Annotated in this window: 19 protein-coding genes; 6 read left to right on the top strand and 13 right to left on the bottom strand. The window is 66.5% G+C overall.

The features are described from left to right. Positions 1–22: 22 nt before the first annotated feature. From ACIBJI_RS01275 to ACIBJI_RS01295, 5 genes are all read right to left on the bottom strand, one after another. Complete coding sequence (locus ACIBJI_RS01275) at positions 23–853, bottom strand: ABC transporter permease (RefSeq protein ID WP_396958337.1); 831 nt, start codon at positions 851–853, stop codon at positions 23–25. 5 nt (positions 854–858) lie between these two features. Further along, positions 859–1,845, bottom strand: a complete 987-nt coding sequence (locus tag ACIBJI_RS01280; RefSeq protein ID WP_364356143.1) for an ATP-binding cassette domain-containing protein — start codon at positions 1,843–1,845, stop codon at positions 859–861. A 287-nt stretch (positions 1,846–2,132) separates the two neighbouring features. After that, entirely contained in the window at positions 2,133–3,293 is a 1,161-nt protein-coding gene (menE, locus tag ACIBJI_RS01285; RefSeq protein ID WP_364356140.1) for an o-succinylbenzoate--CoA ligase, read from the bottom strand. A 435-nt stretch (positions 3,294–3,728) separates the two neighbouring features. Then, a complete protein-coding gene (locus tag ACIBJI_RS01290; protein ID WP_364356137.1) occupies positions 3,729–4,121 on the bottom strand; it encodes a VOC family protein in 393 nt (130 codons plus the stop codon). Beyond that, positions 4,121–5,014 (bottom strand): 1,4-dihydroxy-2-naphthoyl-CoA synthase, encoded by an 894-nt coding sequence (locus ACIBJI_RS01295; RefSeq protein WP_364356134.1) that lies wholly within the window; start codon positions 5,012–5,014, stop codon positions 4,121–4,123. The genes ACIBJI_RS01290 and ACIBJI_RS01295 overlap by 1 nt, the downstream gene beginning before the upstream one ends. A gap of 227 nt (positions 5,015–5,241) precedes the next feature. On the opposite strand from ACIBJI_RS01295, the gene ACIBJI_RS01300 reads away from it, so the two are divergent. The 3 genes from ACIBJI_RS01300 to menD all read left to right on the top strand — a co-directional run bounded on the left by ACIBJI_RS01300 (position 5,242) and on the right by menD (position 8,629). Beyond that, the gene (locus tag ACIBJI_RS01300; RefSeq protein ID WP_396958338.1) at positions 5,242–5,874 is read left to right on the top strand and encodes a PaaI family thioesterase; all 633 of its coding nucleotides are present in this window, start codon (positions 5,242–5,244) and stop codon (positions 5,872–5,874) included. A 120-nt stretch (positions 5,875–5,994) separates the two neighbouring features. Beyond that, positions 5,995–6,438, top strand: coding sequence for a DUF6918 family protein (locus tag ACIBJI_RS01305; RefSeq protein ID WP_364356128.1), 444 nt, complete (start codon positions 5,995–5,997; stop codon positions 6,436–6,438). A 547-nt stretch (positions 6,439–6,985) separates the two neighbouring features. Further along, positions 6,986–8,629 carry a 2-succinyl-5-enolpyruvyl-6-hydroxy-3-cyclohexene-1-carboxylic-acid synthase gene (gene menD / locus ACIBJI_RS01310; protein WP_364358647.1) on the top strand — a complete coding sequence of 548 codons (1,644 nt, stop codon included), beginning with the start codon at positions 6,986–6,988 and terminating at the stop codon, positions 8,627–8,629. 89 nt (positions 8,630–8,718) lie between these two features. On the opposite strand, the gene ACIBJI_RS01315 is transcribed toward menD, so the two are convergent. Further along, positions 8,719–8,943, bottom strand: a complete 225-nt coding sequence (locus ACIBJI_RS01315; protein ID WP_364358644.1) for a hypothetical protein — start codon at positions 8,941–8,943, stop codon at positions 8,719–8,721. Positions 8,944–9,080: 137 nt separating this feature from the next. Further along, positions 9,081–9,317: a hypothetical protein gene (locus ACIBJI_RS01320; RefSeq protein ID WP_396958306.1), complete on the bottom strand. Its 237-nt coding sequence runs from the start codon at positions 9,315–9,317 to the stop codon at positions 9,081–9,083. A gap of 178 nt (positions 9,318–9,495) precedes the next feature. Here ACIBJI_RS01320 and ACIBJI_RS01325 point away from each other — a divergent pair, with 178 nt between their 5' ends. Further along, positions 9,496–10,074: a TIGR03086 family metal-binding protein gene (locus tag ACIBJI_RS01325; RefSeq protein ID WP_396958307.1), complete on the top strand. Its 579-nt coding sequence runs from the start codon at positions 9,496–9,498 to the stop codon at positions 10,072–10,074. Here the strand turns inward: ACIBJI_RS01325 and ACIBJI_RS01330 are convergent, their stop codons facing one another. Beyond that, complete coding sequence (locus ACIBJI_RS01330) at positions 10,075–10,575, bottom strand: SgcJ/EcaC family oxidoreductase (protein ID WP_396958308.1); 501 nt, start codon at positions 10,573–10,575, stop codon at positions 10,075–10,077. It lies immediately after the preceding gene. 64 nt (positions 10,576–10,639) lie between these two features. Here ACIBJI_RS01330 and ACIBJI_RS01335 point away from each other — a divergent pair, with 64 nt between their 5' ends. Further along, positions 10,640–11,110: a MarR family winged helix-turn-helix transcriptional regulator gene (locus ACIBJI_RS01335; protein ID WP_396958309.1), complete on the top strand. Its 471-nt coding sequence runs from the start codon at positions 10,640–10,642 to the stop codon at positions 11,108–11,110. A 64-nt stretch (positions 11,111–11,174) separates the two neighbouring features. Here ACIBJI_RS01335 and ACIBJI_RS01340 read toward each other — a convergent pair whose 3' ends face one another. After that, a complete protein-coding gene (locus tag ACIBJI_RS01340; RefSeq protein ID WP_364358628.1) occupies positions 11,175–11,789 on the bottom strand; it encodes a TetR/AcrR family transcriptional regulator C-terminal ligand-binding domain-containing protein in 615 nt (204 codons plus the stop codon). An 81-nt stretch (positions 11,790–11,870) separates the two neighbouring features. On the opposite strand from ACIBJI_RS01340, the gene ACIBJI_RS01345 reads away from it, so the two are divergent. Then, on the top strand, positions 11,871–12,905 hold the full coding sequence (locus ACIBJI_RS01345; RefSeq protein WP_397082668.1) for an aldo/keto reductase: 1,035 nt from the start codon (positions 11,871–11,873) through the stop codon (positions 12,903–12,905). A gap of 75 nt (positions 12,906–12,980) precedes the next feature. Here ACIBJI_RS01345 and ACIBJI_RS01350 read toward each other — a convergent pair whose 3' ends face one another. The 4 genes from ACIBJI_RS01350 to ACIBJI_RS01365 form a co-directional block, all read right to left on the bottom strand. Beyond that, positions 12,981–17,177, bottom strand: coding sequence for a molybdopterin-dependent oxidoreductase (locus tag ACIBJI_RS01350; protein ID WP_397082670.1), 4,197 nt, complete (start codon positions 17,175–17,177; stop codon positions 12,981–12,983). Between the two features lie 138 nt (positions 17,178–17,315). Then, a complete protein-coding gene (locus tag ACIBJI_RS01355; RefSeq protein WP_364358619.1) occupies positions 17,316–18,029 on the bottom strand; it encodes a demethylmenaquinone methyltransferase in 714 nt (237 codons plus the stop codon). 153 nt (positions 18,030–18,182) lie between these two features. Continuing rightward, positions 18,183–19,325, bottom strand: coding sequence for a glycosyltransferase family 4 protein (locus ACIBJI_RS01360; protein WP_397082673.1), 1,143 nt, complete (start codon positions 19,323–19,325; stop codon positions 18,183–18,185). 89 nt (positions 19,326–19,414) lie between these two features. Continuing rightward, entirely contained in the window at positions 19,415–19,897 is a 483-nt protein-coding gene (locus ACIBJI_RS01365) for a DUF3592 domain-containing protein (RefSeq protein ID WP_364358613.1), read from the bottom strand. Between the last annotated feature and the right edge of the window lie 102 nt (positions 19,898–19,999).

Below are 19,999 nucleotides of genomic sequence, written 5' to 3' on the forward strand. Positions count from 1 at the left end.
CACCCACCGCGACTTCCGGGAATCATGCTCGGCGCATGTACGCCTTGATGCTCAGCGGTGCGAAGATCGCGATCACGATCACCGAGCCGATCAGCGACCAGGCCAGATCGCTGCCGTAGACATTGCCGTTCATCAGCGCTCGGGCCGCGTTCACCATGTAGTACACGGGATTCACGTGATTGAGCCCCTGCATCCATCCCGGCATGGTGCTCACCTGAGCGAACGCGCCGGACATGAAGGTCAGCGGGAACATCACCATCATCGAAATGCCCTGCACGCCTGCGGCACTCTTACCGGTGACACCGACCAGCGCCCAGATCCAGCTCACCGCGAACGAGCAGACCACGATGACCAGACCGGCCACCACGACACCGGCGACACCGCCCTCGGGCCGGTAGCCGATGGCCAGGCCGACCACGATGGTCAGCGTCGTCGCCAGCGCGTAGCGCACCATATCGGCGATCAACGCACCCGCCAGCACCGAAATGCGGGCGATGGGCAGGGATTTGAACCGGTCGAAGACGCCCTTGTCCATATCCTCGCGCAACTGGGTGCCGGTGACGACCGAGGTCAGGATCACGGTCTGCACCAGAATGCCGGGAATCAGGACCGGCAGATAGTTCGAAACGCTCCCGCCGATCGCCCCGCCGAAGATGTAGGCGAACAGCGCGGTGAACAGGATCGGCTGAATCGTCACATCGAACAGTTGCTCGGGATTGTGCTTGATTTTCAAGATACCCCGATAGGCCATGGTGAGCGAGGTCGACATGGTCTGTTGCAGGCTGATCTTATTGCTGACCTCGGGAATCGAGGTCGCTGCCGCATGCCGCGCGGTGGTGCTTTCGGCGGTGATGGTCGTCATGCCGCGCTCCGTTCGGAATCGTTGTCGTCGGCCGGGTGGCCGGTGATGGTGAGGAAGACCTCGTCGAGGCTGGGTTTGGTGACGGTGATCTCGTCGATCTCGATCTCCCACTCGCGCAGGCGGATCAGCAGGTCGGCGGTCATGCCCGCGTCCGCGAGCGGCGCGGTGAGCCGTCCGGCCTCCGGCGTGATCTGGGCGTCGACGCCGAGGAAGTCACCGACAACCCGGCGGGCTTCCTCGAGCTGGGCCCGGTCGACCAGCGTCAGATGCAGTGAAGAGCCGCCGACCGAGGATTTGAGTTCGTCGGCGGTGCCATCGGCGATCACCTTGCCGTGGTCGATTACGGCGATCCGGTCGGCGAGCTGATCGGCCTCGTCCAGGTATTGCGTGGTGAGCAACACCGTCGCGCCCTCCCGGACCAAGCGGCGGATGGTCTCCCACATCTGGGCGCGGGTGCGCGGATCGAGTCCGGTGGTCGGCTCGTCCAGGAACAGCAGCGGTGGTGTCGCGATCAGGCTGGCGGCCAGATCGAGACGGCGTCGCATGCCGCCGGAGAAGTTCTTCAGCGGCTTATTCGCCGCCTCGGTGAGGTCGAACTCCTCCAGCAGTTCGACCGACTTGCGCCTGGCATCGACGCGGCTGAGGCCGAGCAGGCGGGAGAAGATGATCAGATTTTCGGTGGCGCTGAGATCCTCGTCGACCGAGGCGTACTGCCCGGTGACGCCGACCAGGGACCGGACGGCCGTCGGTTCCGCGACGACGTCACGGCCGAAGATGCGGGCGCTGCCGCCGTCAGGGCGCAGCAGGGTGGCCAACATGCGGATGGTCGTGGTCTTGCCCGCGCCGTTCGGTCCGAGCACGCCGTAGACCGAGCCCTGCGGAACCGCCAGGCTCACACCGTCGACGGCCCGCTGTTCCCCGAACACCTTGACCAGGCTGTCCGCCTCGACGGCGAGCGCTGAAGTGGGTGTGTAAGAAGTCATGCCCAAGACTTTGCGGCCCGTGTCTTGCACTGTCCTTGCACCGCGGTGTCACCGCACTCTTGCACCCGCTTGCATGTTCGCGCGCCCCAACAACATCGAGGACCTATCGCGAGCTTGCTCGGACGAGGTACCGGCCGCACGTGGGCCATCCTGGCCGTGTGCGTCGCGCGGCTGCGAGTCTGTTGGGCGTTTCCGCGCTCGTCAGCCTTGTACGGTGCCCGACTCGAGCCGTTGATGTCGATCGTCGACAGCAGCGGTCGCGACGGATTCGGCCGCGGGCCCCGGCCTCAGTGCGCCGATTCCGCGAGGAGATGCTCACGGAGCCTGGCTCGGTCCGGCTTGCCCGGTCCGCGCAGCGGGAGCTCGTCGAGGATTGCCAGCTCGCGCGGCGCGGCGATGGAATCGAGTTCGCGCACGACGTGATCGCGCAGTTCCTCGAGAGTCGGGCTGGCGCCGGGCGCGGGAACCACCGCGACCGCGACCCGCTGGCCGAGCCGATCGTCGGGTAGGCCGAGCACCACGCATTCGCTGATGCCAGGATGGGTGATCAGCACGGCCTCGACGACCTGCGGGACGACGAGCAGTCCACCGGTCATGATCGCCTCGTCGAGACGTCCGGTGATGCTGAGCACGCCGTTCTCATAAGTGCCCGCGTCTTCGGTGCGGAACCAGCCGGGTTCGGCGAACGCCGGATGGTCCGGATGGCCGCGATAGCCTTTGGCGATCATCGCGCCGCCGAGCAGCACGCGGCCGTCCTCGATGCGAATCTCGGTGCCCTCCAGCGGAACTCCGTCGTACACACAGCCGCCGCAGGTTTCGCTCATGCCGTAGGTGCGAACGACGTTGATACCGGCGGCTTTCGCGCGCTCGTAGACCGGTGCAGGGGTGGCCGCGCCGCCGACCAGCACGCCGTCCAACTGGGCAAGTGCCGCCGCGGCGGTGGGCGCCTCCAGCGACTTGATGAGCTGGGTCGGTACCAACGCGGTGTAGCGGCGTTCACCGCGCATACCGGAAATCGCGCCGGCCAGCGCCTCGGGTAGGAAGCCACCGGAAACGTCCAGCACACTGGGTTCGGTACCGGCCAGAATGCTGCGCAGCAGTACCTGAATGCCCGCGATGTGATGGGTCGGCAGGGCGAGCAGCCAGGTGCCGGGACCACCGAGTCGATCGTGTGTCGCGGTCCCGCTGGCCCGCAGCGCGGCTGAACTGAGCATGGCGCCCTTCGGCACGCCGGTGGTGCCGGAGGTGGTCACCACCAGCGCGACCTCGTCATCGATCAGTTCGCCGGGTGTGAGTGCGTCGCTCAGTCGCCGGGCCTCCCGACGGTCGCTGGTCGGTATCGGCAGCCACGCGGGGCCGTTGCCCTCCAACACTTCTCGCAGATGCGGCATGACATCGCCCAGTCCCGATCCGGTCGGCATCGGCAGCGTCCGCAGGGTGCGGCTCATGCCCGCGCCTCGCTAGCGCTCGGCACGGTCATGCCCGAAGGCGCTGCGCTGTTGATTCGCTCGCTGGGCTCGCTCATGGATTTCGCCCCCGTCATGCGCGATCGCACCTCGCTGGTGCTCGGCGCCGTCGTGCGCAGGCGCGCTGTGTTCATGGTTCGCTCGCTGCGCTCCCTCACGAGTCTGATCGTGTCATGTCAACGTGACCGCACGCGGCAGGGGTCGGTTTGCTGGGGCGGCGCGCTGGAGGTTCGGCCGCGTCAGGGGAGGAGAAGGCAGGTACGCCGGACATCGAGACTGCGATTCACTCGGAGGACGGTACTCAGCGGTGGTCGCCCGGACGTCGGCGGTCGAGCGGCCATGTGTGGGTTATCGTCCTCGTCGGTGTCGGCATTGGCAACTCGAGCCGCCCCGCCCGTGCCACCGTTGCCGTCGTGATCAGTCCGGTGACCAGCGCGAATCACGTCGGATCGGATGCTCGGCGGGAACTTCGACCAAAACGATCGGCACCCCGTCCGGATCGCGCACCCACATTTCGATCAGTCCCCACGGCTCCTGCACCGGCTCCCGCTCGATGCGAATCCCCTTCAGCGCGAGCTCTGCCGCCGCGTCCGAAATGTCGCGAACCTGCAGCCAGAGCGCACCTTCGAAGGTGGTCGATTTGCCGGATCCGCCGTGCGCGGCGACCTCGATCAGCGACTGTCCAGCGAAGAAAACCGTGCCGCCCGGATACTCGCGTGCGATCGCCAATCCGAGTCCGTCGCGGTAGAACGCGAGGGTCGCCTGGTAGTCGGCGGGCCGCAGAATGACCCGGCTGCTGAGGATGTCCATCAGAAGTACCAGGGGTAGGGGGTCCAGTCCGGCTCGCGCTTTTCCAGGAAGGCGTCGCGACCCTCGATCGCCTCATCGGTCATATAGGCCATCCGGGTGGCCTCGCCCGCGAAGAGCTGCTGACCCACCAGACCGTCGTCGAGCAGATTGAACGCGTACTTCAACATGCGCTGGGCCTGTGGGGATTTGCCGTTGATATCGGCGCTCCACTCCAGCGCGACGTTTTCCAGTTCGGCGTGATCGACGACCTTGTTCACCGCGCCCATCTGATGCATTTCCTCGGCGGTATAGGGACGACCGAGGAAGAAGATTTCCCGCGCGAATTTCTGGCCCACCATTTTCGCCAGATACGCGCTGCCGTAACCGCCGTCGAAGCTGCCGACATCGGCGTCGGTCTGCTTGAACCTGGCGTGCTCGCGGCTGGCCAGGGTCAGATCGCAGACCACGTGCAGACTGTGCCCGCCGCCCGCGGCCCAGCCGTTGACCAGCGCGATGACCACCTTCGGCATGAACCGGATCAGCCGCTGCACCTCGAGGATGTGCAGGCGGCCCGCACGCGCCTGGTCGACGGTGTCCGCGGTCTCGCCCTCGGCGTACTGGTAGCCGCTGCGGCCGCGAATGCGCTGGTCACCACCCGAGCAGAAGGCCCAGCCGCCGTCCTTGGGGCTGGGGCCGTTGCCGGTGATCAGCACGGCGCCGACGTCCGGGGTCATCCTGGCGTGATCGAGCGCGCGGTAGAGCTCATCGACCGTATGGGGGCGGAACGCATTGCGAACCTCCGGCCGATCGAAGGCCACCCGGACGGTGCCCTGCTCGATATGCCGGTGATAGGTGATGTCGGTTAGGTTCTCGAATCCCGGAACGGGCCGCCACAGCTTCGGATTGAACGTCACCCCTGTGATTATTGCCCCCACCGATGTTTCGGATGCCAGCGACTTCCATGCGAACTTCTATGGTGTCGATTCCATTACTCGGCGGTACGACTTGACGGTGTATAACAACGCGATACCGTGCAAGCATGACTTCAGCATCGCGGAGCGATTCGATGAGGGGCGGCGGTCGGGCGACGGGAGGGCGTCCGGCAGTTCCAGAGCGCGCCGGCGGGCGGTCCGGTCCGCGCATCGACGACAGCGCGGTGGACGAATCCCGGTACGAAAGCCACGGCGGCTTCCCCAAGGTCTCCCGCGCGCGAGTCGGCGCCAACTTCGGCCCGCTCGTCGAGGCCCTGCGCACGCTGCAGGATCTGGCCGTCTGCGTGGACGCCCCCGACGAGATCTACGGCGAGGCGCTCGACCGCACCCGCGAACTCATCGATCTGCTCGAGCCGCATCGCGCACCCGAACTCCAGGGCCCGGCGGGCCGCGCGGTCGAATTGCCCGGGCGCGGCAGCCTTTTGCTGCTGCCGTGGCAAGTGGTCGAAGCGGGACCAGACGGCATCGTGATGACCGGTGAATTCCGTCGCTTCCATCTCGGCGGCAACGGCGCCGCACACGGTGGCGTGCTCCCGCTGCTGTTCGACGATCTGCTCGGCATGATCGTGCACTACGCGGGGCGACCGATCAGCCGCACCGCCTATCTGCACGTGAACTACCGCAAGATCACCCCGTTGCAGACGCCGCTGACCGTGCGGGGTCGCGTCGATCGCATCGAAGGGCGCAAAACCTTCATCACCGCCGAATTGGTCGATGAGCAGGGCAATTTCCTCGCGGATTGTGAAGGGCTGATGGTCCAGTTACTGCCGTGGCAGCCGTAGGCGAGGGCGGACTTCGTCCGGCTGCGCCTCATTAGCGGATGAGTACCGTGTGACTCCGCGCACCAGTGCGTATAGTGACGTGCGCTCGTTCATCGACATTGATCCCGGAGGAACCTGAAAGTGGTTGCAGCACTGTCTGAATCCCTGCTCGACGACGCAAAGCGCACGGCCTTCCTTGCCGATGCCAAGGAGGTTCTGGATGCCGAGGTGTCGGACAAGGGTGGTGCGTCGGGCCTGGCCGTCAAGGGTGGCTACGCGGCGGTCAAGAAGATCAGCCCGTCCATCGTGCCGGACGCGCTGGAGTCCTTGGCCCCCAAGCTCGTAGCGCAACTGGAGCCGTTCTGGCAGGAATACACGGCGAGCGGGTCCGGCAAGTTCGCCGACCTGCTGGTCGCCAAGTCGGATGAGGTCGCCGAGGCTCTGCTCTCGGTGACCGACGCGCGCGCCGCGGCCTCCACGCGCCCGGCGCTGCAGAAGGTCTACTCCTCCATGCGTTCCTCGGCCAAGAAGAACGTCATCGAGGCCCTGCCGCGGCTGGGCGACCTCGTACAGCGGCACGCCTGAGCTGTTTCTGATGGCCGCGCCTTCGGCGCGGCGGGTTCGCGGCCCCCTGGTGTCTCGCGTCCGAGTCGTCGAGACTCGCGCCTGCGGCGCATGCGCTTCGACGACTCGGACGCGAGACGGGCCGCGAACGGTCGCTCGTAAGACTCGCTCCGTTGTGGGTGCGTGAGTGACGGGAGTTCGTGTCTTCGTCGTATGCGCTTCGGCGACTCGGCTGTTTCTGATGGTCGCGCCTTCGGCGCGGACGCGAGACGGGCCGCGAACGTCGCTCGTAAGACTCGCTCCGTGTGGTCGGGTTGGGGGTAACGTTGCACCGCAAATCGATTCGCTGTGCTGATGCGGATCATCGATCTGCGGCGCATGCCAGCCGCCCGCGTCCGGTGGTGGACGCGGGCGGCAAAATCCCAATCGAACACATGTGCGTGAGGCAGCGCAGCGAGCGAACCAATGGCACAGCGCCCTCTGGGCACCATGGTGCCGAGTGTTAGCGAGGTGCCGATGTGAGCAGGGTGACGAAGACGTCGAAGCAACTGTCTGAGAGGCTGGAGGCGTGAATCCGTCTACAGCACAGGCGCAAGTGGTCGTTGACGAACTCGCGCGCGGGGGTGTGCGGGATGTCGTGCTGTGTCCAGGGTCGAGAAACGCGCCCCTGGCATTCGCACTACAGGCGGCCGATGCGGCGGGCCGACTCCGCCTGCATATGCGCATCGACGAGCGAACCGCGGGCTTCCTGGCCATCGGTCTCGCCATCGCCAGCCGACTGCCGGTACCGGTGGTGATGACCTCTGGGACCGCCGTAGCCAATCTCGGCCCCGCGGTGCTGGAGGCGAACTACGCCCGGGTTCCGCTGGTGGTGCTCAGCGCGAACCGGCCTTACGAAATGCTCGGTTCCGGCGCCAATCAGACCGTCGAACAGTTAGGGCTGTTCGGTAGCCAGGTCCGTGCCTCGATCAGCCTCGGACTCGCCGAGGAAGAGTCCGTTACGGACGGCGGCGTGCCCTACGGCCAGCAGAACAGCCAGTGGCGTTCGGCCGTCTGCCGGGTGCTGGCGGCGGCCCGCGGCACCCGTTCCGGCAATGCCGGGCCGGTGCATTTCGATATTCCACTGCGCGAACCGCTGGTGCCGGATCACATGCCGGACGAGTGGGCGCCTCAGGGCCGCCCCGGCGGCGAGGCATGGACGAGCACTCGGTACGCGACCCTCGATGTGCCGCTGGATCTCGACCTGACGCCCGATACGGTCGTCATCTCCGGCCACGGCGCCGGATTGCGCCCGGAACTGGCCGAGCTGCCCACGGTGGCCGAACCCACGGCCCCGATGCACGGTCCGTCCCTGCATCCGCTGGCCTTGCCGCTGCTGAAGCCGCGGCAGGCGATCATTACCGGGCGGCCGACGCTACATCGTCAGGTCGCGAAGGTGCTGGCCGATCCGGCCGTGACCGTCTACGCGCTCACCACCGGTCCGCGCTGGCCCGATGTCTCGGGCAATGTGGTCGGCACCGGAACCAGGGCGGTGACCACGGGTGCGCCCAGTGCGGACTGGCTCGCGCACTGCCGCGAACTCGATGCGAATGCCGGTCGGGTCGTGCGCACGGAACTGGCCAACCATCCCAAGCCGACCGGGCTGCACGTGGCCGCGGTGGTGATGGACGCGCTGCGCGATGGCGATCAGCTGCTGCTCGGCGCATCCAATCCGGTGCGCGACGCGGCCCTGGTCTCGCATCCGCGACCAGGTGTTCGGGTGCTGTCCAATCGCGGTGTGGCCGGTATCGACGGCACCGTTTCCACGGCCGTCGGCGCGGCACTGCACCACACCGGCCGCACCATCGCGCTGCTCGGAGACCTCACCTTCCTGCACGATGCATCCGGCCTGCTCATCGGCCGAGGTGAACCCCGCCCAGCCGATCTGACCATCGTGGTCGCCAATGACGACGGCGGTGGCATCTTCGAACTCCTGGAACAGGGCGATCCGCAGTACGCCGGTGTTTTCGAGCGGGTCTTCGGTACGCCGCACGGGATGGACCTGGCCGCGCTGTGTGCCGCCTACCGTATTCCGCACAAGCAGGTCGATACCGAGCAGTTGGCGGTCGAGTTGGCCGAGCATGCGCACGGGTTGCGGGTGCTCGAGGTCGCGACCGAGCGTTCCAGTCTGCGGGAGTTGCACGCGAGGGTGCGAGCAAAGATCGCGCCGTGAGTTCGGACCGGCTCTGAGCGTGCGCTTTTCGCTCCGCGCTCAGCAGTGCACGGGGGCAGTTCGCGAAGGGACAGTTCGCGGAGGGCCGATCAATACTCCGGCTCGGAATCGCGCTCGTCATCGAGCGGCACGGGGATCGACTGTTCCACAACATCGGCCGGATCGGCACTGAAGGCATCCCGGGTGACCGCCGCCGCGAGGTCGCTTTCGGAGCTGTCGTCGATATCATCGGCGGGGTCGGCGGGGACGCTCTGCTCGACGTAGTCGCCTTCCGTAGCCGCGTCGATGGTGCGGGACGTGCTTGGATCGGTCATCGTTCATTCCTCTCCGCGCGTGGTTTTGGGTTGGGTACCCGATACTCTGCCGAACGAACAACAGGTGCCGCGAGAATCACAGCGCAATCCGACACTGTCGAGAATGCTCCTAGTCGGCTCGGGCGGCAACCCATCCGCTACTCGCCTTCGACCGGACCCGAACCATTCGCCGGGAATTCGACGAGCGCCAATGTGCGCCCCGCCATGAACCGTGCCGTTCGAACGGCGACGCCCGTTCGCGTCACTTCGCTGACCTCGACCACACCACGCGCGATGCGCACCTCGACCTTGCGCCCGGCCCGCGTCGCGGCCACTTCATAACTGCGAGACCCGTCGCCGAAATCGACGACGATCTCCACTCGATCGCCCTTCATCTACCAATTCTCCGCTTTTCCAGCACCTTTCGCCGCTACGACTTGGTTGCGATAGACGGCGGCGGGAAGGCCTGGCAAGCCGTCGAACCGTTCCCGACGCGGGCAGGATCGTGGCGCCGATGAATTCCGTTGGCGCGCGCCGTCTCAATCGATGACGTCCGTTGCCGAGGAGGCCCCGATGCACCCGAATTTCGATCTCGAACCGGCCGCAACCGCCCTGGAGGCGGTGGTCGGCGCCATTGCCGACGATCACCTCACCGCGTCCACACCCTGCACCGACACCAGCGTGCGCGACCTGCTCGCCCACGTCGTCGGACTGACCGAGGCTTTCCGGCAGGCCGCGACCAAGGAAGCGGTCGGCCGCTCGGTCCCGCCCGCTGTCGGCCCGCAGAGCGACCTGCCCGCCGACTGGCGCTTCCGCATTTCGGCCCAGCTGAAGGCGCTCGTCGAGTCCTGGCGCGATCCGGCGGCCTGGGACGGCGAAACCGAAGCGGGCGGGGTGACCGCCCCGGCGGTCGTCATGGCCGCGATCGCCCTGGACGAAATCGTCATCCACACTTGGGATCTCGCCCGTGCTACCGGTCAGCAACCGGACGTCGACCCCGCCCACCTGGCCATCCTGCTCGAATTTCTGAGGGACACACCGCCCGAGGGCACCCCGGGCATGTTCGGCCCGGTCATCCAAGTCCCCGACACCGCCCCGCTCCTGGACCGCATCGTCGGACTCACCGGCCGCGACCCCGCCTGGTCCCGCTGATCACTTGCGGCCGAGGCCCAGCGTGCGCGCGATACGGGCCATCAGCTGAGACATCCTGGCCGGGAACGAATCCGGCTCCGGAACCGTGACCGGTCGTACGCGGCCGTTGTGAATCGCGGTGATCCGCCACCCATCGGGGGTCCGCACCAGCACCACGGTCTGCCGCGACAGGCGGCGCTCGGGCAGCCGCGACCGCCACGGCATCAGCACCGAAGCGGTGCCGTGCAGGATCGCGACATCCGCAGTCACGTACCGGATCGACTCCAATTCGCCGACCAGCGCCGAACCGGCGAGCACGCCGCGAAAGAGCTTGTCGTGGTTGGCCTGGTGTTCCGTACGGCCGATCGCCCGGGTGCCGTCGTAGGACACGTAATCGGAGTCGTCGGTGAACAATGCGCCGAATGCCGCGGCATCGTTATCGGTCCAGGTCTGCATGAGCTGCTGGAAAACCGCACTGAGTTGTGTGTCGTCGGTGCTGGCGCGATCGAGGGTCTCGTTCATGGTGCTGGGCTCCTTCTGTGCTATCATTTCGATGAACGAAATATACGATAACAGAAAGATTCGAATGTCGAAAGATGAAACTATCGGAGAGATCGGGATGCAGCTCCGCCTGCTGCAGGAGAGCTTCGACGCCTTCGATGAGGCCGTCGCCGCTCGTCTCGGCCTCAATCGCACCGATACTCGCTGCCTCGACGTCGTTCTCGGTCGCGGTCCACTTGCGGCCGGCGAATTGAGTGTTCAGCTCAAGCTGAGTCCCGCCGCGACCACCACCGTCATCGATCGACTCGTCCGTGCCGGATTCGTCGCCCGCAGCCAGGATCCGTCCAATCGTCGCCGCGTCCTGGTCGAAGCCACCGAGGCCGCGCAAGCGACGGCTGCTGAAATCTTCGGTCCGGTCGGCCAGGCGGGTGCGAAAGCGTTGGCTCGCTACAACTCCGACCAACTGGACGTCATCCTCGACTTCCTGCGCACCGCACTGGAAGTCCACCGAGCTCAAACCGACCGTCAGATAGCCGCCCTGAACCACTCCGGATAACCCGCAACGAGTTGTCCGAGATCGGGATCGGGTGGAATCGCCCGAGAGTTCCGCCTGATCTTGTTCATGACTTCGCGTAGATGCCCGCTGTTGCGGCTTGGGTAGCGGCTGCGGCGGCGGTGACGGCGGCCGCGTCGTCGATCGGGTCGCCGCTGGCGAGCAGGCGATAGTAGAGGGGGGCCGACACGGCGGTGAGGACGGCGCGGGCGTCGGTGTTCTCGGGGATTTCGCCGCGGGCGATGGCGGCTTCGATGCACGGGGTCCATTCGGTGAGGCGGATGTCGTAGAAGCGGCGCAGGGCGGCTGCGGCGGTTTCGTCGCAGGTGGCGGCGGCGATCACAGCCTGGAAGAGCTTGCCTTGGCGGGGGTTGGTGAGGGTTTTGGCGACCAGACGGGCATTGGCGGTGAGATCGCCGAGCAGGGAGCCGGTATCCGCGTGTGGCAGCGATTGTTCGGCCATATCGATGAGCAGGTCGGCGACAAGTCCGGTCGAGTTGCGCCAGCGGCGGTAGGCCGTGGTCTTGCCGACCTCCGCGCGCGCCGCGACCTCGGTCAGATCCAGGTGCGCGAAACCGCGCTCGGCGAGCAGATCGCCCGCCGCCTGCAGCACCGCCTCGCGGACGCGGGCAGTGCGCCCACCAGGGCGAACCGAGCCGGGAACGGCATTGTCAGACTCCATAACGGAACTCCAGTTTCATTTACAGCGCATCGGGTGTATGGTTGAATCGTTAACGGAACTATAGACCCTTTAGGAGTCATCATGGAGTACCGTCGGCTCGGCGCATCAGGTCTGCTCGTCCCGGCGCTGAGCTTCGGCGCGGGCACCTTCGGCGGGCGTGGCGAACTGTTCAGCGCGTGGGGTGATACCGATGCGGAGCAGGCGCGTCGACTGGTCGATATCAGCCTGGACGCGGGCGTAACGATGTTCGATACGGCCGATGTCTATTCCGATGGCGCCTCCGAGGAGGTGCTCGGTGCGGCCATCAAGGGCAGGCGCGACCGACTGCTGCTGTCCACCAAAGCGAGTCTGCCGACCGGTCCAGGTCCGTTCGACGCGGGTTCCGGCCGTTCGCGCCTGATCAAAACGGTCGAGGGGTCGCTGCGCAGGCTCGGCACCGACTACATCGACCTGTTCCAACTGCACGCATTCGACGCGCACACCCCGGTCGAGGAAGTCCTTGCGGTACTGGACGATCTGGTGCGCGCGGGCAAGATCCGCTACCTCGGCGCCTCCAACTTCGCGGGCTGGCAGCTGATGAAATCCCTTGCGGCGGCGGATCGGCTCGGCCTGACCCGCTACGTCGCCCACCAGGTCTACTACTCACTTGTCGGCCGCGACTACGAATGGGAACTCATGCCGCTCGGCCAGGATCAGGGCGTCGGCGCGGTGGTGTGGAGTCCGCTCGGCTGGGGCCGACTGACCGGGAAAATCCGTCGCGGCCAACCACTTCCGGAAGGCAGCCGCCTGCATCAGACCGCGCAGGCGGGTCCGCCGGTAGATGACGAGAAGCTCTATGACGTGGTCGACATCCTCGACGAACTCGCCGCCGAGACCGGCAAAACCGTCCCGCAGATCGCGCTCAACTGGCTGCTGCGCCGTCCAACGGTGTCGACCGTCATCGTCGGCGCACGCAATGAGGCGCAGCTGCGCCAGAACCTCGGCGCGATCGGCTGGGAACTCGATGCCGACCAAATCGCCCGCCTCGACAAGGCCAGCGCGACCACACCGGCGTACCCCTACTATCCGTACTATCGGCTGCCGGACTTCGCGCGGCTGAATGCTCCCGCGGTGTGAGTCCTAGCGCCCACTCCTCCTCGAATCTGCGGGTTCCCGCCGGATCTGGACAGGATTGGGCGCTCAGGCGGACCCTCAGTACACGTCGCGAACGTACCGCTTCTCGGCGACCAACTGCTTCCGGAACGCCAGCGCCCCGTCCTCGTCGAGCTTGCCGTGGATTCTGGCAATGGTCAGCAGGGTGTCGTCGACATCCTTGGCCATGCGCGCGGCATCACCGCACACATAGAAGTGCGCGCCGTCACGCAGCCAGGACCACAGCTCGGCCCCGTGCTCGATCATCCGGTGCTGCACGTAGATCCGCTCGCGCTGGTCGCGGGAGAAGGCCAGATCGAGTCGGGTGAGGAAGCCCGAGCGGAACATATCCTCCAATTCCGCTCGGTAGTAGAAGTTCTGGGCGGCATGCTGATCGCCGAAGAACAGCCAGTTGCGGCCGCTGCACCCGAGGGCGCGGCGTTCCTGCAGGAAGCCGCGGAAGGGCGCGATGCCGGTACCGGGGCCGACCATGATCATCGAGGTGGCGGGGTCCAGCGGCGGTCGGAAATGCGGTGCACGCTGCAGGAAGATCGGCACCGCGGATTCGGCGGCGTCGGCACGGTCGGCGAGGAAGGTCGAGCACACCCCGCCGCGGCGTGCGGCGGATCCGGTCGCGGCCGGATCGCCGTACCGGACAACACCGACGGTGAGTTGCACCTCGTCGGGACTGACCAGCGGACTCGACGAAATCGAATACTGGCGCGGCTGTAGCTTTTTCAGCGTGCCCAGCCATTCGACGAGATCGGCGCGCACCGGAAAATCGCGCAGCACATCGACGGCCTGCCGGTCCCACAGGTAGTTGTCGAGCTCATTGCGATTATCGCGGCGCAGCAGTTTGGCCAGCCGGTTGTTGGTATTGCGTTCGGCGATGAAAGTAAGCAGGTCGTGGCTGACCTTCGTGATGTCGTAGCGGGTCCGCAGCGCCTGGGCCAGCGGCAATTCCTGGTTGTCGACCTCGACAATCCGGCGACCGTCCAACCCGGTCGCGCCGAGCCATTCGGCCACCATCGAATCGCCATTCGTCGGCCAGACCCCGAGCGAATCGCCGACCTCGTAGTTCGCTTTCAGCCCGCGCAGGTCGAAGCCGAACTGGCGCACTTCCTTCTGCGATCCGACATGCGACAGCGGCTCATTGCGCACCAGCGGGGCGGTCACCGGGGCGTTGCGGGTGAACGGCGCCGGTCCGGCGGTCTGCGTTCCGACCGACGGTGCGGTACGGCTCAGCACCATCGTGCCACCGGTGGACCGCTCGGGCGGCCGAGCTCCGCCGGGACCGGCCGAACTCGCTTCGGGTGCACCGCCGTCGAGTGCGGCTAGCACCTCGTCGAGCCAGCGCGCCGCGGCTTCCTCGTAATCGGGTTCGCTGTCGACGCGTGTGAGCAGCCGGGTGGCCCCGCGCTCGGTCAGCTTCGCGTCCAGTTTGCGACCGTGGCCGCAGAAGTCGTCATAGGAGGAATCGCCGAGCGCGAATACCGCGTACCGCATGCCGGCCAATCGGATCACGCTGTCGTCCAGGCGTTCCCAGAAGTCGGTTCCGTTATCCGGCGGACCGCCGTCGCCGAAGGTACTGCTGATCACCAGCACATCGCCGGTGAGTTCGTGGAGTTCGCACGAGTCCATATCGAGCAGCCGCGGCGCGAAACCGGATTCGGCCAGGCGCGCCGCCGTCGTGGCCGCGAACTCTTCGGCCGTGCCGGTCTGTGAGGCCCACAGCACGGTGATCGGACGGGCGGGTTCGTCGGGAGCCGTATCGGCGGGCGCGGATTCGGTTACCGCACTTCGCGAATACATACCGGCCAAAAGCCCATCGATCCACAACCGACTGTTCTTGGCCAGCGGCGCGGATTCGGGCAGCACCGGCTGACCCGTCACCGGAATGGATTGCAACGCCGAGAGATATCCGGCCAGATAGATCCGCTCGGTCTCGCTGAGCGTCGGGGCGGTACCCGCGTCGAGCCCCAGCATGACCGCCAGCGGGTGCGAGCCATGGTTCGCGGCGGTTTCCGGTACACCTGCCGAAGGGGTTGCGGCCGCTTTCGGCATCACCGCGACCCGGCGCAACGACACCGCGCACGCCTTGAATTCGGGCTGCAACGAATCCGGATCCACCGCGTCATTGGTTACGGCATTGATCGTCAGATATTCGCCCTGCTCGTCATTCCAATGAAACGGCGCGAAGCAATCACCGGGCCGCACCCGGTCGCTGATCTGCACCGGCAGCACCGCTCGCCCACGCCGGGAAGCGATTTCGAGCTGGTCACCCGCTTCGACCCCGAGCCGCTCGGCATCATCGGGATGCACCTCCACCAACGGCTGTCCGGTCAACTTGGTCAGCTTGTCGATCTTGCCGGTCTTGGTCATGGTGTGCCATTGATGCTGCAAGCGGCCGGTATTGAGCATGAAAGGGTAGTCGTCGTCGGGCATTTCCGTCGGCGACATATGCGGGCGCGGCCAGAACACCGCGCGACGGCTCGGTGTCGCGAACGCCAACCGGGGCTGGCGTCCGGCTTCGTCGACGAAAAGTTCCTGGCTGACACCGTTATTGAGGTAGCGGATCGGGTTGCGCTCGCGGTCGGTCTCGGCGCACGGCCACTGCATCGGCCCCTCGCGCAACCGCTGGTAGCTCATCCCACGCAGGTCGTATCCGGTGGTCGGATTGGCGAACTGCTTGATCTCGTCGAAAACCTCGGCACTGGAGCAGTATTCGAAGCCTGCGAAACCCATCGCGGTGGCGACCTGCGCGATCAGCAGCCAGTCCGGTCGGGCATCGCCGATCGGATCCACCGAGCGCCGCAGCAGCGTGACATTGCGCTCCGAATTGACCATCACCGCATCGGCTTCGGCCCACAGCGTGGCGGGCAGCAGTATGTCGGCGTAGGAGTTGGTGGCGGTATCGGTGTAGGCGTCCTGCACGATGACCAGCTCGGCCGCCTCCAGCCCACCGATGACCGTCTTCCGGTTGGCGACGGTGGCAACGGGATTGGTGCAGATGATCCAGGCCGCCTTGATCTGCCCCTCGGATAGCTCGCGGAACATCTCGATGGTGCCCGGACCGGTCTCGGTACGCAGCGTGCCGGGTTCGACCCCCCACGCGGTCTCCACGAAGCTGCGGTCGGCGGGGGAGAGCAGGCTGCGCTGGCCGGGCAAACCCGGTCCCATATACCCCATTTCGCGCCCGCCCATGGCGTTGGGCTGACCGGTCAGCGAGAACGGCCCGCTGCCCGGACGACAAATAGCCCCGGTGGCGAGGTGCAGATTGCAGAGTGCGTTGGTGTTCCAGGTGCCGTGGGTGGACTGGTTGAGTCCCATGGTCCACAGCGACATCCATTCCCCGGCCTCGCCGATCCAGCGCGCGGCCGTGCGGATATCGGCCTCGGACAGCCCGGTGATCGCGGCGACCTTGTCCGGCGGGTAATCGGCGAGGAATTCCGGCATCGCCGCCCATCCCTCGGTGTGCTCGGCGATGAAGTCCGCGTCGATATCACCGTTCTCGACGAGCAGATGCAGTAGGCAGTTGAGCAGCGCGAGATCGGTACCCGGTGCGATCTGCAGGAACAGATCGGCCCGCGCGGCAGTATCGGTGCGCCGCGGATCCACCACTATCAGTTTCGCCCCCGCCTTGACCCGGTCGATCATGCGCAGATAGAGGATCGGGTGGCAGTCGGCCATGTTCGCACCGATCACGAAGAACAGATCGGCGTGTTCGAAGTCGTCATAGGAGCCGGGCGGCCCGTCCGCGCCGAGCGACTGCTTATAGCCGGTGCCGGCGCTGGCCATGCACAGTCGGGAATTGGCCTCGATGTGCTTGGTCCGCAGGTACCCCTTGGCCAGTTTAGTCGCCAGATACTGCGCCTCCAGCGACATCTGCCCGGAGACGTACAGCGCGATGGCGTCCGGTCCGTGTTCGTCCAGGATCGCCCGCAGCCGGGTGGCTACCTCGTGCACCGCCTCGTCGACAGGCACGGGCACCGGTACCTGGCCGCGCTCGGGCCGCCGGTACGCGGTCTCCATCCGCCCCGGGGCCGCCATCAACTCCTGGTGGGTCGCCCCCTTGGTGCACAGGCGGCCGGCGTTCGTCGGATGCAGTTTGTCGCCGCGCACCTTGGCGATGACCGGCGCGCCGCCCGCACCCGGGCGGGTCTCGACAACGACGCCGCAGCCGACGCCGCAGTACGAGCACGCCGTTCTGGCGGTGCTCGCGCGGTCGATGCCTGCATCGGTCATGCCACCGATCATGCGCACCGCCGATTGCGGCCGATTTACCCAACGTTATCGACAGATGACAATTAACCTCACCGCGGCAAATCTCCCGCGTGAGGTGTGGCGTGCGCCACGAAAATATGCCGCGACCAGGTGCGCAGTCCGATCAGGCGGTCAGCCCAGTTTGTAAGCGCGGTGCAGTGCGACGATGCCGCCGGTCAGATTGCGCCATTTCACCGACGACCAGCCCGCATCGGCGATCCGCAGCGCCAATCGCCGCTGATTCGGCCAGGCCCGGATGGATTCGGCGAGGTAGACGTAGGCATCCGGATTACTGCTCACCGCCACCGCGACTTTCGGCAGCGCCTTCATCAGGTACTCCAGATAGATGGTGCTGAAGACCGGCACGATCGGCGTGGAGAATTCGCAAATCACCATCCGCCCGCCCGGCTTGGTGACCCGCAGCATCTCGCGCAGCGCGGCATCGGTTTCGGAGATATTGCGCAGACCGTAGGAGATGGTCACCGCGTCGAACGAATCGTCGGCGAAGGGCAGTGCCGTGGCATCGGCGGCCACCATCGGCACATTGCGGAACTTGCCCGCGGCGAGCATGCCCTGGGAGAAGTCGGCCGCCAGACACCAGGCACCGGATTTCGCCAGGTCCAGCGTCGAAATGCCGGTACCCGCGGCGAGGTCGAGCACGCGCTCACCCGGCCGCGGCGCGACGGCCTTGCGCACCGCCCAGCGCCAATATCGGTCCTGTCCCAAGGAGATGACGGTATTGGTCAGGTCGTACCGCTTCGCGACCCCGTCGAACATCGACGCGACCTCGTGCGGCTGCTTGTCCAGCGAAGCCCGAACCGGTTCCCGCTGCTCTGTTTTCGCCACGCCCCCGAACCTACCGCGCGTAACACATGCGGGGCGAGACTCCCGCGCCGAACTGGCCCAGACAATCCGTGCCATCGGCCGGCGCGCCCGCGTTTTTCATGGTCACACCAGGTAATCGGCGTTCGGAGGTCGCGAAACTCACACGCGGATCGATTACGCGGTGTGCGGCAACTGGGTCCGAATCCCCGTGATATCGGCGTAGTGGCCCATCAATTCGGTGCAGATGGCGGGCCAGGTCCGGTGCAGCACCGACTTGCGGGCAGCTGCGGCGAATCGCGCCCGCAATACCGGATCACGAAGCGCCGCAACCGCACTGGGCAGCAGCTCGGCGAAGCGATCCACCGGCAGCAGGTAGCCGTTGCGGCAGTGCGCGATGAGATCGCGTGGTCCGCCCGCATCCGGGCCGATCACCGGCACCCCGGCCGCTAGTGCCTCCTGCACGCCCTGACAGAACGTCTCGTGCTCACCCGCGTGCACCATCACATCCAGGCTCGCGTACGCCTCGGCCAGTTCGTCACCGCCGAGCTCACCGGTGAAGATCGCGGTGGGCATCATCCGCGCCAACCGGGCCCGCTCCGGCCCGTCTCCGACGATCACCAGTTGGATCGCTGGGTCGCTGCCCAGCACCGCGAGCCGCTCCACATGCTTCTCCGGTGCCAGCCGCCCGACAAACCCAACCAGCAGCTTGTCCTGACCGCGCAACCAGCAGGCTCGCAGCTCCGGCCGCTTCGCCGACGGCGTGAACCGACCGATATCGACACCGCGACCCCAGCGGTGCACCCGCGGAATACCGTGCCGCCGCAAATCCTCGGCCGCCGCGCGTGACGGCGCCAATGTCCGTGTCGCGCCCTCATGAATCCGGCGCGTCCAGGCCCAGGCCGCCCGACTGGCCAGCCCCAGCCCGTAACTTTTCGCGAATCCGGCCACATCGGTCTGATAGATCGCGACCGTCGGCAGATCCAGCCGCATCGCCGCACCGAGACCACCCGCGCCGAGCAGGAACGGCGAGGCCAGATGCACCACATCGGCATCGAATTCGTCGATCGCGGCGGTGATACCGGGCTGTGGCAGGCCCACCGGCAGCGAGCTGACTTTCGGCACCATCACCGCTGGTACCAGATGCACTGGGAACCTTTTATAGATCCGTGGGGCGGCGGGCAGCCCGTGCGGCGTGGCCGGCGCGATCACCAGCGCCTCGTGCCCGTGCTGGTCCAGGTGGTCCAGCACCCGGAGCACGGAATTGACGACGCCGTTCATATTCGGCAGGAACGACTCCGAAACGATGGCTACGCGCACCATCCCAGGTTGACCCGCGCAACGCGCCACGCCGTCACGTCGAGATGACCGATACACAAAGATCCGGCGAACTGTCGGGGCTGCTCGCCTCAGGCGGCGCCGGCCGCGGCGTGGGGTCCGTTCACCGGGTCGGGCGTGCGGCGCTGTGCTCGCAGCAGCAGCCACATCGTGGGCACCGCGACCGCCCACACCACAAGAATCACCGACAGCGCGGGCTGAATCGCGACCCGCGCGTCGCGCCCGGCCACCCGGACCAGATCCGGATCCTTGCGGCTGTACTCCACATTGATCCGCTCACCGGCGGTGAGGTTGGTCGGATAGAGCACCCCGACCTTCGGATTGTGCGTCTTCCCGTCCGGTGTGACATAGATGACCGCCGAACGCAGCCGCCCGGCGGAGAGCACCTCGGCGGAGGTCACACCCTTGTCGGAGCTGATCAGATAGTCGTTGCGCCAGGCGGCGAGCACCAGCAGCACGACGAGGGCGCTGAGGAAGACCGCAGCCGTCAGCACCCCGATCCTGGCCCGCCGCAGGCGGTTCGAACGCCTTTCGGACTGGCTGGTTTCCGACACCACCACAGGCTACTTGCCGCCTCCGATGCGATGTGCGCGCATGTCCCGAAAATTCAGCTTCACATATCGAGGAGTGGGTCGCCGCGCAGGCGAGCGCCTGAC

It is taken from the genome of Nocardia sp. NPDC050408, assembly GCF_044458905.1.
Lineage (GTDB): Bacteria > Actinomycetota > Actinomycetes > Mycobacteriales > Mycobacteriaceae > Nocardia.